This window comes from Lactiplantibacillus paraplantarum (genome assembly GCF_003641145.1).
GTDB classification, from domain to species: Bacteria; Bacillota; Bacilli; order Lactobacillales; family Lactobacillaceae; genus Lactiplantibacillus; species Lactiplantibacillus paraplantarum.
The window spans coordinates 2,717,179-2,731,816 of record NZ_CP032744.1 but is presented as its reverse complement, the minus strand read 5'-3'; the positions used below and the strand labels follow the sequence as shown (position 1 = coordinate 2,731,816).

Here is a 14,638-nt window from a genome sequence, read left to right as displayed (position 1 = left end):
CGCCAGTAACGGTGGTTTCGACGCTGTAATTAAAACTGTTTTGGTACCATGCGGCATGATTTAGACTAAAAACACTAGCACAATGGCGCACATTATTAGTCATGGTAGTGCCTAATTGCAGTAATAAAGTGGTCAAATGGGGCACTCATCACGGTATCCTGGCGATAAATAAAAGTGACGGGGAGCGTTGCAAATGGCGCTGGTAAGGTCACGGCATTTAACACCCCCGCATCAACATACGGTTGCACGACGCGCGTGGGTAAAATGCTCATGCCCAGACCAGCGCTGACACTCGCGATGATTGCATTTAAGTAGTCGAATTCCACGGGATAATGAAGGGTGATCTGTTGGGAATCAAGCCAACGTTCCAGTGTTTTGCGGTAAGCACACCCGACTGGAAAGACGAGGATGGGAGTGTGGTGAATGTCAGCCATTGATGAAGTAGCAGTGATGAGGCAAAGTGGTTCCTGCATTAATGGTATCGAAATTAGGGCGTCATCATTGACGGTGCCACCGATAATTGCACCATCAACTTGATAATTTAGGACTGCTTGTGTATTAGTCAAGGTCGTACCTGTTTGAATTGTCAAGGTTACTTTAGGATAGTGTTGATGGTAGTGTGACAAGATTGGGGGAAGAAAGGTCGAAGCGGCGGCTTGAAGCGTTCCTAATCGTAGTCTACCCCGAACATCATTGGGATGCTGAATGTCAGTGATGGTTCTGTCGGTTAGCTGCACGATTTGGCTTGCTCGTTGCAGTAATTGCTGACCGGTGGCTGTTAAGACGATCCCCCGATTATTACGGTAAAATAGCCGAGTATTCAAATCACGCTCCAGTTGTTGGAGCTTAGTGGAAATATTAGACTGGGCATAGCCTAGTTGCTGAGCAGCAGCTGAAATGCTACCCGCTTGCGCAATGGTGATGAACATTTTAAGGGTATCCGTATTCACGGTAAGGAGCTCCTTGCTATCTTGATTTGAGATGGCCAACTTCGTCATCTCGTAGTTTATTATATGTCAAATTGGTCTTACAATGAATTTGTTAAATAAAAGAGACGAGGTACTTAAGATGAAATTTGCAACGGTTAAGGTTCAGGGACTAGAAATGTTTTATCGAGAAGCAGGATCACCAGATAAACCGGTATTCTTGTTGTTACATGGTTTTCCAACGGCCAGCCATCTTTTTCGCAATTTGATGCCAATGCTGGCTAAGGACTTTCACGTGATTGCACCTGATTTTATTGGTTTTGGTCAATCGGCTGCACCGGCGCATGACACGTTTGATTATACATTTGAGAATTTGACTAACTATGTTGAAGTTTTCTTAACCGTTATGAATATCGACAAGTTTTATATGTATGTCTTTGACTACGGGGCACCAATTGGTTTTGGCATTGCCGTGAAGTACCCCGAACGAATTTTGGGAATCGTGAGTCAGAATGGCAATATTTATCAAGAAGGCTTAGGTGCTAAGTGGGCGGACCGGGAAGCTTATTGGCAACACCCAACGCCGGCCTTACGGAAAAGTTATCAGGCCGCTTTCAAACCGGCAACGATTATTGGACAATATAAGGGTGGCGAGCAACCGAATTCGGTTTCACCAGATGGCTACAGCCTGGACATCTTTTACACGAGCTTACCAGATTATGCGGAGCGCCAGTCTGATTTAATCTTTGATTATCAAAATAATGTGAAAAACTATCCTGTATTTCAAAAGTATGTGCGTACTTATCAGCCGGAAATTATTGCGGCGTGGGGTAAGAATGATCTGAGCTTCGTCTATCAAGGGGCGCAAGCCTTTGCTAAGGATGATCCTAATGTGGATGTTCATTTATTAAATGGTGGCCACTTTGTTCTTGAGACTCATTGGCAGGAAATTGGCCAGTTGATCTTGGATAAGTGGGGGCAAAAAGACTAGCGTTGGCTGTGATCTTCAAATTAAATATTTGTCTTAAATCAGTTGCCATTTCTTAGTGATGGCAACTTTCTTGCATTATAGGCTGTAGTGATATAGCAGTTTTAAAACTGAGATATAAGTGGCAATTTAATTGCTTGACTGGTCATAGTAATATTGAGCAATTAGTTGGCGAAAATAAACGGCCAGCAGTCTGCTAAACCTAATGTCCAATTTGGACGTGCTGAGCATTGATTATGCTAGTGAATTTTTTTGAAATAAATATTAAAAAAACATTAACCATTATAAAATAATAATGCTATAATTACATAGTGAATAGGGGAAATGGTAGTGGCTGTTATCTATTTTTGTATGCAAACCTTAATGGCTAAAATACCAGGTTAGTGTTTTGCCAAACTGTGCATAAAAGGTTAATGATTAAGCAATCAAACCTTACTTGGAGGCGATTGTTATTAAGAGACGATGGGTAGCATGGTTAGTTGGTATGATAGGTGCCATTTGTGTCATTGTTACCCCAACAATGATTGCTAGGGCCAATGATACTAGTACAGCGCAAGTGACGTTTCAACAAACGACGACCTCATCTTCAACAACAAATACGCAAACAACGATTAAGCATCATGACACCATAACAAAAGCAACTAAACAATCGGATAGTAAGAAAATTTCAACCAGAACTAGCCGGGCTTATCGGAAAAATGATCGTCAAACTAATCAAGGTTCATCTTGGCGAGGCTACTTACCACAAACAGATGAGCAGGCCTGCCGGTGGCTGTTAGTTATTATGGGACTATTACTATTAATTTTATTATTAATGGCGGCATACTATGGCAATAAATGTGAACGCTATCAGCATTCAGTATTACATGAATAAGTGGGCTGACAACCAATGTCCAAATAGGAGGTGATCGTGTGCGTTGGCGAATTTCGAAGTTAATGATTTTAAGCGTTGGTTTTATTTTAGGCGGAAGTGCGCCACTAAGTATGATCGTGCCTGCATTGGCAACCCAGGCTGCTACAACAACGCCAACGAGCGCTTCGTCCTCGTCGACTGACGACACTGCTGTGAGCAAGGTTGCAGCTACGAACGTGATGGCGGTGAGCGCTGATACGACGAGCACGACTGATGACAGCAGTTCTAGTGGCAATACGACTAGCAGCGTATCAAGCAGTTCTAGTAGCAGTACGACTGACAATGGCTCGAGTAGTTCTAGCTCAACCAGTAGTACGGCAGCAAACGATACAACGAGTACGACGGGTGAGCTACCGGCTTCGGGAACGATGGGAACGGTATCGTGGACCATCGATAGTGATGGCGTATTAACGCTAAGTGGCGGTAGCTTTCAATATTTACTAGCAAGCGCGTCACCGTGGGCGAATTATGCGACAGCAATTACGAGTATCAAAATAACGGGCGTAATTACGATTACAACAGCGCCAAATTATGCCTATTTGTTTTCGAACTTAACAAACTTGACGACGATTACGGGCCTCAGTAATCTATCAATGGATGGGGTTACCAGTACCCAACAGATGTTCTACATGGATGCTAAGTTGACATCAGTTGATTTTGGTCAAACTGATTTTTCAACCGTCACTAATATGAGTGGGATGTTTGATGGCTGTACAGCCTTGACATCGATTGGTGATACCGATGAGTGGCAGACGGGAAATGTCACTGATATGAGTCGGATGTTTGCCAGCTGCACCGCTTTAACTAAAGTAGGAACGAAAAGTTGGAATGTCAGCCAGGTGACCAGCATGAATTCGATGTTTATTTCTTGTTCGAATCTTGCGACTGTGGATGTAAGTGCCTGGAAAACAGATAGCTTAGTTTCCGCGCGGTATTTATTTTATAGATGTGCTGCACTAACGAGTTTGGATGTTAGCGGTTGGAATACTAGCAATGTTACGGATATGTCATATTTATTCAGTGGCTGTTCAGGGGTAACTACGCTAGATGTTAGCAAATGGTCTACTCAAAGTGTAACGACCTTAGCGGGGACTTTTCAAAATTGTTCTAAGGTGACGACCTTAGATGTTAGTAATTGGACTGTTCCAGTAATTACTAGTTTAGCCAGCACCTTTCAGAATTGTTCTAAGGTGACAACACTGAATCTTAGTGGTTGGGATACGTCCGACGTCACTACCCTAGCTAATACCTTTCAGAATTGTTCAAGTCTCACTCATCTCGACATAAGTGGCTGGAATATTGGTACGGTGGCTAGCTTAGCTTATACTTTCACAGGCTGTAGCAAAGTAACCACATTGGATGTTGATAGCTGGAATACTAGTAAGGTAACGACCATGGATCATACATTTTATAATTGTGTTGCCTTGACGAGTGCCAATGTAAGTAATTGGCAAACTAGTAACGTAACAACAGTAGCTGATATGTTTGCTAATGATAAAGCGTTAACTAAATTGGATTTGTCAGGTTGGAATACCAAGCTTGTGACCAACATGCAGGAAGTATTTATGAATTGCACCGGGCTGACAACGTTAGATTTATCAAGTTGGGACACTAGTAAGGCAACCACGTACACGAATGTCTTTGTTGGTGATGCTAAGCTTCAGCATCTGACACTAGGTAGCAACTTTACTTTCCATGGTGACAGTACGATGGCTTTGCAATCACCTAGTAGTATTGCTCCTTACACTGGTGAATGGCAAAAAGGTACCAGCGGCAAGACGTATAATTCGGCTGACTTGATGTCAAGTTATGACGGTAGCACAATGGCGGGAACTTATAACTGGGCGAAGGTTGGTGGTGCAGTGACTGTTAAGTATGTGGATGAAGACGGAACCGAAATTGCGGCTGAGCAAACGCTATCTGGAACAGCGGGTCAGGATTATACAACGACTTCTGAGGACATTACGGGTTATACACTTAGCGTAACACCGGATAATGCCACTGGGACGTACGGTGACGATGCAATTACGGTAACTTACGTCTACGCTGGTAACTTATTCTTTAATTCGTCACCGGCAACGCTCGATTTTGGTAGTCATGCGTTATCAGGAACGACTGAGACGTATGCCCCAACCCTTGATAAGCTGTTGGAAGTTCAGAATAATGGTAAGTTAAATTCGACATGGAATTTAACTGCTGAGCTTGGGAGCACGGGCTTTGTCGGTACTGAGACTGGTCGAACTTTAGGAGCTACGTTGTATTACCAGACTGGTGATAGTCAGATAATATTGTCGCCGGGAGTAGCTGCCCAAGTTTATTCACAAACAACGACTAATCACGAGGGTGTCGATATCTCTGGTAGTTGGTCAGATAATGCCGGGCTATTGCTAAAGGTTCCGAGTGGTGCGGCCACCATCGACGAATATCAAGGCACGATTTCGTGGAGTCTAAATAATACCGTGGCCAATAATTAATTAGTGATTCATAGTTAAAAACACAGCTTAGCTTGAAAGGAAGCGTATTGTAATGAAAAAATTCGTTTTTGGATTAATGATTTCTGCAGGACTTTTGGGAGCCACGACGGTTGTGGCTAATGCTGATACTTCGACAGGTGATGTAACGTTTACTGGGGGAACACTGTCAATGAGCGTTGATACCACTAATTTGGCTTTCGGTAGCAATGCAATTACCTCAAGTAATGCCACCTTAGATACTACGACTACCCCAACGGTTACGGTAAGCGACTTGCGTGGGACTAGTGCGGGTTGGACCTTGACGGTTGCTCAGGGGCAACAATTCAATACGGCCACCGATGGGACTGGATCAGCTTTGACGAATGCGGCTTTAACAGTTGCTGGTACTGAGAGTGATTCGGCAGTGACGAATGGCAGTACTACGTTAGTGCCGGGGACGACTGAGACTGCAGGTGCAGCGGGGACCGTCGCTTCTGCTAAAAATGGTACTGGTAACGGAGATTCAACGGTGACATTTAGTGATTCTAAGTTGGTTGTTCCTGGAGAAACGACTAAGTTAGCTACGGGTTATACCACTACGTTAACTTGGAACTTAAGTGTCACACCAGGTAACTAATCTGGGTGACTAGTTAGCCGATGTTGGCTACGGCCAATGTCGATACATAATCTGAGAAAAAGGCGGGGTTAAAGTGCAGAAACGATTGCAATGTATATTGGGAATATTATTGGCCGGTGTTGTTAGTTTATTAATGATGGGACAAGCAGCGGCCGCTGATCAGGGTGTCGGCTTTGAAATCACGCCAGTCCAGTCTAGCAGTCAGGTCGATAAGCGTCTCTCTTACTTTGACTTGAAGTTAAAACCGCGACAAACACAAATCGTTGCGGTCAAAATTCATAATACGGCTAGTGCGCCCATTACAATCAATATAGGTATCGCTAAGGCCACGACAAATATTAATGGTGTTGTGGAATACAAACATACGAATAATCGCAGCGCAAATTTGCCGTATGATATTAGCAAATTAGTGACAACTGATGAACCACAAGTCAAGCTGGCTAAGGGGCAAATCAAGACGGTCAAGTTTCAAATTAAGATGCCGGCCCAAAGTTATCAAGGTATTTTAGCAGGTGGGATAACTTTCCTGAAAAAGGCCACGGCAACTGATACTAAAAAGGCCGTGGCAGTCAATAACCAATACGCTTATACTGAAGCCGTAATTTTGCATGGTAGTAAGGATTTAACAACCAATCAGCTAACAATGAATAAGATTGCGGTCAAGCAGATTAATGGGCGCAATGTCATTAATTTTCCGTTGGTTAACCATACGGCGGCTTACCTAAATAAAGTACAGACTAACATTAAGATTTATCATCGGGGAGGCAGTAAAGTTGTCTACCATCAAAAGTTAGCAAACGGCCAGATGGCACCTAATTCAATCTATAAATTGCCATTACGGACGGGGGAAAAGGCGCTAGCGGCCGGTAAATACACAGCGGTCGTGAAAGTCACTTCCAAGAAGCAACACTGGCAGTTTAAGCAGAACTTTGTGATTACGCAGGGGCAGGCCGATACCTTGAATAAGACGGCGGTCTTGAATCAAGGGCCTAACTGGTGGCTATATATCGGGATTGGCTTATTACTACTATTGCTAATGGTGCTGGTAATTTGGTACATTCGACGCAAACAAAAGAAGATCAAAGCATTAGAAAAACAATTAGCAGAGAAAGATAAATAGTTCTGATTAATAAAACGACTTTTCAAAACCAGTACTGGTTTTGAGAAGTCGTTTTATGGTGTTTGCAGTAACTGACAATGATGGATCATGTCGGTCATTGTATAGTTTAGATAGTAAAAATGATGAATAAATACTGACTAATGATTATATGCAGTCTTCTCAGACGATTATTTCAGTATTATCCGATTAACGGGTTCAGGAATGAAATTGAAGTTTAACCTATAAATGTATGATACTGGTACCTAAAAATAGTTAGATAGGGCGTAATGCTAATTGATAAAAAGCGTATACTTATTATTAATATAAAACGTATTATTAGTTAATATAAAAATAATGTGGTTTACGGCCATTAATCCGCTATGAATTATGCTAAATAATAACTAGTGGCACGCGTAAAAGTGATAAGTATGGCTGCTTTTTGAGGTGATTAAAGATGCAGAAACGGCGCTTGCAACAAGCTCGTTTGGTTGAGAAACGAACTTATAAAATGTATAAGAAGGGACGGCTGTGGTTAGTTGCTGGGCTCAGTACCCTAACAATTGGGACGGGACTAGCTCAGCTTCAAGTGAAGGCGGATACAACTAGTACTGCCACGAGTCAGACCGAAACGACAGAAGTCACTGGGACTAGTGCCACGTTAACAACTAAAGCTACGGTCAGCACGAGTACTGCTAGTACTGAATCGGACACGGCGACTAAACAGAATGATAGTAGTGATGGAACGCAAACAACGAGTACCGATTCTAACAATAACGTTGCAACGACTTCAGCTAACTCGGTGTCTGTTGCTGCGGAAGGTGACGCAAGCTCAACGACTAGTCATGCGAACACGGCTACTAAGTCCAGTGTTGCAAATGCGAGTGCAGCAACAACAGCCAGTACGGCGGCCGATGCTACGACTAGTAGTTCGACAAAAACTAGTGGTGTTGCGATTAGTGAGACAAATCCTGATACGACGGCAACGCTTATCAAAACAAGGACTAAAACTAATGTGGCGGAGACGGTCAGTGTGGCTAGTTTTTCGGCCGCAATTGCTAGTCCGTCAAGCACGTCCCGAGCGGCTGTTACAACGGTTGCAACAGTTAATTCAGCTACGAAAACATATGACGGTAAGACCGATACACCAAATCGTTATACGGTTACGTTGGCTGATGGAACTAAGGCGCCTGCAGATTGGGCAGCGACAAGTACGGCCAATGTTTATACAGTGACGGACTTAGCAGATGTTGATACGGCTAAGTTCAGTTCAGAAATCGGGACATATACAATCGCACTTTCGACAACTGGTATTACTAAGTTATCGGAAGCTAATAACAGCGCAGATATTACAGCTGCTAATGTGGTGACGGGGACATTAACTATTGAGCAGGCTCCGGTACCAAGTGCGATAATCACGATTGGCTCAGCCAGTATTAATTATGGTGATGCCACCCCCAGTGCGTATACGATCACGGTACCTAGTCAGTATAAGGTGCCGAGTGCGTGGACGCTAGCTAGCTCGGCTACAGATGGCACAACTAATACGTACATGATAGCCAGTGACAGTGGGGATATTGTGGTTCCCACAGCAACGGAATCTGGAACTTACCAGTTAACCTTGTCAAATCAGGGACTGGTAGCTTTGCAGCAGGCTAATCCGAATGACGCGATTACTGCCGATGCGATTATTACTGGTCAGTTAGTGATTGCTGCCCATGATCTTATTACAATGGGCGCGACAACGGTGATGGTGAACAAGACGCTTAGTGTCGTTCAAGCGACTATTAATAGTCGTTCCCTTGTAGTTCCAGCTGATTGGACAATTAGTTATGATGATACGCAGACTGATGCAATTGTGTATAATGTACCAATTGCATACACGACATATTCAGAAGTCGTTAATTCTGGCGTTGTGGGTAAATACACTATCACTTTAACTGATGCTGCGATGACGACTTTATCTGATCTTAATAGTACGACCTTTGATAGTACGACTGTTGGTGATGGGGTGGTGTTGGTCAAGACTAGCACCGCTGTCATTTTATCGCCCGCAAATTATGGGGCGCAAGCTAGCGTTGAGACCCCGATTTCAGTGTTGACGATTTCTCATGCCCGAACAAGGGGAATTGATTTATCGTATGGTCAGGCGTTGTACTTGATTTTGCCGCTTCTTAATATCAGTCAATCAGAAACGGCAGTGAACAATCTTACTGAGTATATTATTGTGCCATCAGGCTTTAAAGTTGCTACTACGGCCAGTAATGGGGCTGCTCAAGTCGCAACTGATCCGGTTAGTACTTTAACGGCTGCTATTGAAACGATGATGACCCAAAACAACGTGACTTATCAGGGATTAGTGGTCACTCAACTTACCGATTATAATGACCGCCAAACATTTCAGGTTCATTTTGATCAAACGAGTGTTTATAATGGTGGCTCATTTTCGACGCTGAAATATACACTATTGCCGGTCATTGCTGTTCAAAGTAGTGGGGTGACCAGCGGCTTAATTGGTAACCAAGTTTCCAGTCCTGACTCGGCAGTTGTGTATGTGACTGATGATCCTAATGAAACTGATGGTAGCTATTCGTTAAGTTTACAAAATTATACTAATATTGATCGTGTTGCGGATGCCCTAGGTATTGCAGATGCGGTTACGATTGGTAGTGGTTTTACGGATTATTTATATCATTACACATTATCAGCTAAGACTATTACTGATACTTATCAGTTAGTCGGGAACGATGGTGCGGCGTTAGGCACGGTGACCTATACGGGAGATAGTGGTGCAACGTATGTCCCAATGACTAAGTTGCCAACGACAATTACACAAGATGGTGTGACATACTATCTGAATACTAACACGGTGGCATCAACGCAGAACTATTCTGGTGATGAGAATACGGTGTACACGGTCACTTATCAGCGCTACGTTACTACCAGTACGGATGCTACGGCTCGAATAACCATCGCACCGGCTTCAAAGGTCTATGACAACGATGCAACGACTGATCCAAGTAGTTACACGGTGTACTTGCCCACAGAATACGTGGCTCCTAGCAATTGGACCATTGATGACACTGCAGTGGTTGTGAGTGGCACAACGGCGTATCATGTTTCGACGAATTATCTCGATACCACAACAATCGATCAAAATGTGGGAACGTACGCGGTGACGCTGAATGCGGCTGGAATGGCTGCTTTAGCTGCCGCTAATCCGAACTTGCTAATCGCAGGCAATGTTAATGTTGGTGGGACGTTAACGATTACTAAACGGCCAGTGACTATCGCCTTGCCAGATACGATTCTGTGGGCCAACGGTCAGGAGCAGAATATTATACCAGTCATTACCGGTGTCGTTGCGGGGCAGACAATCGGTTACACGTTAACATCGGGGCTAACGGATCCCGGTACGAAAATGATTACGGTAACTTTAACGAGTGCGGCGGTCAATAATAATTATGAGATAACCAATCCAGCTAGTGGTGAGCTGACGGTTGGCGCTGTGACGGTTGTTTATAACTATGGGTACCAAGCGGCAGACGGCACTTTTAAGCTGACATCAACAATCAGCGGAACTGCGACGCACGGTGTGAATATCAACGCTACCGATTATTTGAACTATACAACGAGTGATACCGCGGCTGCTCACAATAAAATTGGCTATACCTTGCAACCAGGAAGTACCGGTTATCAAGCGGATGGCACTTTAACCGATGTTGGTGGGCAAGTCGTTTACACCTATCTGGCAAATACAGAAAAGATCACTGTGGTTTACGTCGATCAGGATCAAAATAACGCGACTTTAAAGCGGGTGCCGCTCAGTGGTAGCTTTAGTACGTCGGTAAATTATACGACGGCTAATGACATTGAGGCGTATGAAGAATTAGGCTACGTCTTAGTTTCGGATCAAGTCCCAACGTCGATTCGTTTTGATCAAGATACTGAACAGACCTACTATGTGTACTTGACGCATGGAACAACCACGGTCACGGTCGATCATCCAGGTAGCTTGACGGTTAGTGACTTAACGACCACTAGTCAGCGGATAATTAATTACGTCTATGCCGACCAAACACCAACTGGATTAGATAATGTGATTCAAACAGTGGGGTATACTCGTACGGCAATAGTCGATGCGGTAGATGGGACATTGCTTTCATATGGTAACTGGACAACGAGTGCGACTGGTGGCTATCCAGTCGTTGTTTCGCCAATCATTACTGGTTACACGGCAGATACAGCGACGGTTGCCGCGGCAATGCCCGCTAGTGTTGGTGAAGTCATGACGAAGACGGTGATCTATACCGTCAATCCCGAAACGATTAAGATTCAATTTATTGATGAAACCACCGGCAATCAAGTTTTAGCGACCGTTGAGCTTCGTGGAAATTATGGTGACTCAGCTAACTATACGGCTACTGCTGATATTGCGAAGTATGAAAAGTTAGGCTATGAATTAGCCAGTTCGGATTTACCTAATCAGCTGACATATAATCAGGATGACCCGACTTATAGGATTACACTAGTACATCGCCGGGTAACGGTCAGCGTTGACCATCCGGGACAGCCCGGTCAGCCCATCGATACTAATTATCCAGGTGGACCTAAATATCCGGCTGATACCGGCCGTGATTCATTGCAGCAAACGGTGACGCGCACCATCATGTACCAGTATGCGACTGGCAAGTTAGCAGCGGCTGCTGTTAACCAGTCGGTCACTTTTGAGCGGACAGCGACTTTTGATATGGTGACTGGCAAACAGTTGATCTATAGTGATTGGGTGGTTGCACCTGGTCAGACTGCATCGTTGGCTGTGGTCACGTCACCGACGATTACTGGCTATCAGGCCAGTGCTGCTGAAGTTGGTGCAATCACGGTCACTAGCCAAAGTGAGCTACAACCAGTCGTGATTACGTATACAGCTAAACCAGAGGTGGCGTCCATTGTATTTGTTGATGTGACGAGTGGCGATACGTTAGCAACGAGATTGGTGACTGGTGATTATGACACCGTTAGTGACTATTCACCGGCTTCGCAGATTGCGGCTTATAAAAGCTTAGGCTATCAATTAACTTCGAACAATGTTCCAATAACCGGAATTAGCTTTGACCAGGATGATGTGATGAAAGTCTATACGGTCAAACTAACGCATCAGTTGACGACCGTCACTCCAACTAAGCCTGGGAAACCAGGTCAGCCGATTGATCCAACTAACCCAGATGGGCCTAAATATCCGGTTGGGACCGGGATTGAGGATCTAACGACTCGCTCTAAGCGCATCATCAATTACGTTTATGGTGATGGACAAAACGCTGCCCCAACTGTGGCGCAAACGGTGATCTTCCATCGAACGGCGACCTTTGACCAAGTAACGAAGAAAGTCACGTATACGGATTGGGATACAGCTGAATCCATCGTGACGGGTGCATACGCGACCATCGATTCACCAGTCATTACAGGTTATACTCCGAGTGCTGTCCGCGTCGATGGTATAACGGTCAAGGCTGGTGATGCTGATGTACAACAAACAGTTGTTTACCAAGCGAATATCGAAACGGCGATGGTCACTTATATCGATGTCACAGTGGGGCATCAACTGGGAGCTAGCGTTACGCTGACTGGATTGTTCGGCACTCAAGCGGATTATCAACCAGCGTCAGTGATTGCACAATACGTTAAAGCTGGTTACGTCTTGATGAGTAATGACTATCCATCAATGGGGGCTGTCTTCAATCAAGATGGCGTTGTTCAGAGATATACGGTGTATTTGGCGCATAATAAGCTAGCGATTACCGACCAAGATCAACTCACTAAAACGGTGACACAAACGGTGCACTATCAGGATCAATCTGGGCAGATGCTTCAAGCCGATACAATCCGGGCACTAACATTTACACGTTCTGGCATTGAAGACGCGGTGACTGGCGTGGCGACGTATCGCGATTGGGAACCGACCGTGCTGAACTTCACGGCCTTGACTGCCCCAACGATTGCGAAGTACTATGCGTTGACAGCAACTACGCAGGCTGTAACAATTACGGCTGATAGTGTTGATGATGTCCAAACGTTAACCTATGCGTTGGATAACCTAACACCGACAGAACCGACAAAGCCAATCGAACCGACAAAACCAGTAGAACCATTAAAGCCATTAAAGCCAGTAAAACCGGCAAAACCAACAGGCGCGGATGATTTGCTTAAGCCAGCGCAGTCGACGACACCGGCAAAATTAGTTCATTTATTGCAACCAACAAAGCCAACGACAATCGTGAAGGCTGATCACGTCACAACTAGCAATCAATTATCTGCACTTGAACCGTCACAAATGGCAATAACCAGTCGTGCTAACGCTGTAAAGGCGACCCCGATAATTAAAGCGGCAAGCGAAGCAACGGTGCAGACTAATAAGACTAGAGTAGCTACGTCGAGACAATTACCGCAAACCAGTGAAAGTCGCCGGTCCGAATTGATGACTGAAATACTAGGGGTAACCTTAGCGACGTTATTGTTGGGCTTTGGTGAATTAAAACGCAAGCACTATGAGAAGTAATGAATTTGTCTAACGATAGCACACAAAAAACGCTTAACATCCTAGTATTGGTAAGAATACTGTTACTAGGATATTAGGCGTTTTGTTTATACTTTAAACATTAGTGGAATGATTTTCAAAATAGTCGATTTTAGTAGCCAATAACTGATCGATTGCTTTCAAATGTTGAAGACGACCATGAATAATTTGTTGGTACTGTTTGAAGGCGGCTGCTTTTGCTTGGTTGTCCATTGCTAGGTTGGCCGGTGTTAATAGGCTTGTTAAGCTTTAAAGTGAGGGAGTAGTAATGAGATGTTCACTAGTTGTATTGATAATTGCAATGACAGCATAAACACTAGCCCAGATTGGATTAATTAGGCTGTAGGTTAAGATGATCGTACTACCGAAGAGCAGACATTCTACGAGTAATCGCCGGTGCGATGGCCATCGTGATGCTGAAAGTGGCGCCATGTAACGTGACCAAAATAAAATGAGCAGTAAAAGGGTGAGTAAGATGGTGATACGCTGCCAACTAGCCGTCCGTAAACCGCTTATTAAGAACAGGATAATCGTTGTCATCTCTAATAAGCAACGGATACTAGCATGAATTAGTTTGATCATCCGTACCTCCTAAATGTGATAACAATTGTTGGAATTTTAGCGACTCATCATGTTCAAGTGCATCTGCTAATTGATCAGCCAGGCTGGCCAATTGTTGAAAAAATGTGGCTTGGTGGTAGAATTCGCTGGCTTTGTGTTGAATGAAGAGCAGTGTTTCATCATGACAGCTTGGTGTTACAGATTGCTGGCGCAAGGATAGCACTTGTTTGATTTCAGTCAATGTTAGGCCGGCTCGTTGCAACTGGCGAATAAGTTGAAATGTTTGTTGATCAGCGGCATCATATTGACGGTAGCGGTTATTGGTACGTTTGGGAACCAATAAGTGGATCTGTTCATAATAGCGTAATGTATCACGAGTGGTATGAACGTGATGGCAAAATGCGGCGGTATTCATGAGACGAGCCTCCTTGTATTCGATTGAACCGAGTATAACATGGGGGGGCAGTCCCAACACAAGCGCTGACACCCA

10 protein-coding genes are annotated in these 14,638 nt (G+C 44.3%); 6 read left to right on the top strand and 4 right to left on the bottom strand.

Features of this window, described 5'->3' with window-relative positions:
- Window positions 1-95 precede the first annotated feature (95 nt).
- Window positions 96-950 (bottom strand): LysR family transcriptional regulator, encoded by an 855-nt coding sequence (locus tag LP667_RS13400; protein WP_021729956.1) that lies wholly within the window; start codon window positions 948-950, stop codon window positions 96-98.
- Between the two features lie 118 nt (window positions 951-1,068).
- On the opposite strand from LP667_RS13400, the gene LP667_RS13395 reads away from it, so the two are divergent.
- From LP667_RS13395 to LP667_RS13370, 6 genes are all read left to right on the top strand, one after another.
- Window positions 1,069-1,917 (top strand): alpha/beta fold hydrolase, encoded by an 849-nt coding sequence (locus LP667_RS13395; RefSeq protein ID WP_021729957.1) that lies wholly within the window; start codon window positions 1,069-1,071, stop codon window positions 1,915-1,917.
- A 433-nt stretch (window positions 1,918-2,350) separates the two neighbouring features.
- The gene (locus LP667_RS16880) at window positions 2,351-2,788 is read left to right on the top strand and encodes a hypothetical protein (protein WP_191988598.1); all 438 of its coding nucleotides are present in this window, start codon (window positions 2,351-2,353) and stop codon (window positions 2,786-2,788) included.
- A 38-nt stretch (window positions 2,789-2,826) separates the two neighbouring features.
- The gene (locus LP667_RS13385) at window positions 2,827-5,301 is read left to right on the top strand and encodes a BspA family leucine-rich repeat surface protein (protein ID WP_021729959.1); all 2,475 of its coding nucleotides are present in this window, start codon (window positions 2,827-2,829) and stop codon (window positions 5,299-5,301) included.
- 52 nt (window positions 5,302-5,353) lie between these two features.
- Complete coding sequence (locus tag LP667_RS13380; protein WP_021729960.1) at window positions 5,354-5,917, top strand: WxL domain-containing protein; 564 nt, start codon at window positions 5,354-5,356, stop codon at window positions 5,915-5,917.
- A 73-nt stretch (window positions 5,918-5,990) separates the two neighbouring features.
- Window positions 5,991-7,037 (top strand): WxLIP family cell surface protein, encoded by a 1,047-nt coding sequence (locus tag LP667_RS13375; protein WP_056988347.1) that lies wholly within the window; start codon window positions 5,991-5,993, stop codon window positions 7,035-7,037.
- A gap of 433 nt (window positions 7,038-7,470) precedes the next feature.
- Window positions 7,471-13,569, top strand: coding sequence for a mucin-binding protein (locus LP667_RS13370; RefSeq protein ID WP_021729962.1), 6,099 nt, complete (start codon window positions 7,471-7,473; stop codon window positions 13,567-13,569).
- A gap of 93 nt (window positions 13,570-13,662) precedes the next feature.
- Here LP667_RS13370 and LP667_RS13365 read toward each other — a convergent pair whose 3' ends face one another.
- From LP667_RS13365 to LP667_RS13355, 3 genes are read right to left on the bottom strand one after another with little or no spacing between them, the layout of a single operon-like run.
- A complete protein-coding gene (locus LP667_RS13365) occupies window positions 13,663-13,800 on the bottom strand; it encodes a hypothetical protein (RefSeq protein ID WP_021729963.1) in 138 nt (45 codons plus the stop codon).
- Window positions 13,801-13,836: 36 nt separating this feature from the next.
- Window positions 13,837-14,169, bottom strand: a complete 333-nt coding sequence (locus tag LP667_RS13360; protein WP_021729964.1) for a YrdB family protein — start codon at window positions 14,167-14,169, stop codon at window positions 13,837-13,839.
- Window positions 14,147-14,563: a MerR family transcriptional regulator gene (locus tag LP667_RS13355; protein ID WP_021729965.1), complete on the bottom strand. Its 417-nt coding sequence runs from the start codon at window positions 14,561-14,563 to the stop codon at window positions 14,147-14,149. The genes LP667_RS13360 and LP667_RS13355 overlap by 23 nt, the downstream gene beginning before the upstream one ends.
- Between the last annotated feature and the right edge of the window lie 75 nt (window positions 14,564-14,638).

Excerpts from the sequence above, each read along its gene's own strand:
- LP667_RS13395 (WP_021729957.1), top strand. The coding sequence starts at position 1,069 with ATGAAATTTGCAACGGTTAAGGTTCAGGGACTAGAAATGTTTTATCGA.
- LP667_RS13360 (WP_021729964.1), bottom strand. The coding sequence starts at position 14,169 with ATGATCAAACTAATTCATGCTAGTATCCGTTGCTTATTAGAGATGACA.
- LP667_RS13355 (WP_021729965.1), bottom strand. The coding sequence starts at position 14,563 with ATGAATACCGCCGCATTTTGCCATCACGTTCATACCACTCGTGATACA.
- LP667_RS13370 (WP_021729962.1), top strand. The coding sequence starts at position 7,471 with ATGCAGAAACGGCGCTTGCAACAAGCTCGTTTGGTTGAGAAACGAACT.
- LP667_RS13365 (WP_021729963.1), bottom strand. The coding sequence starts at position 13,800 with ATGGACAACCAAGCAAAAGCAGCCGCCTTCAAACAGTACCAACAAATT.
- LP667_RS13380 (WP_021729960.1), top strand. The coding sequence starts at position 5,354 with ATGAAAAAATTCGTTTTTGGATTAATGATTTCTGCAGGACTTTTGGGA.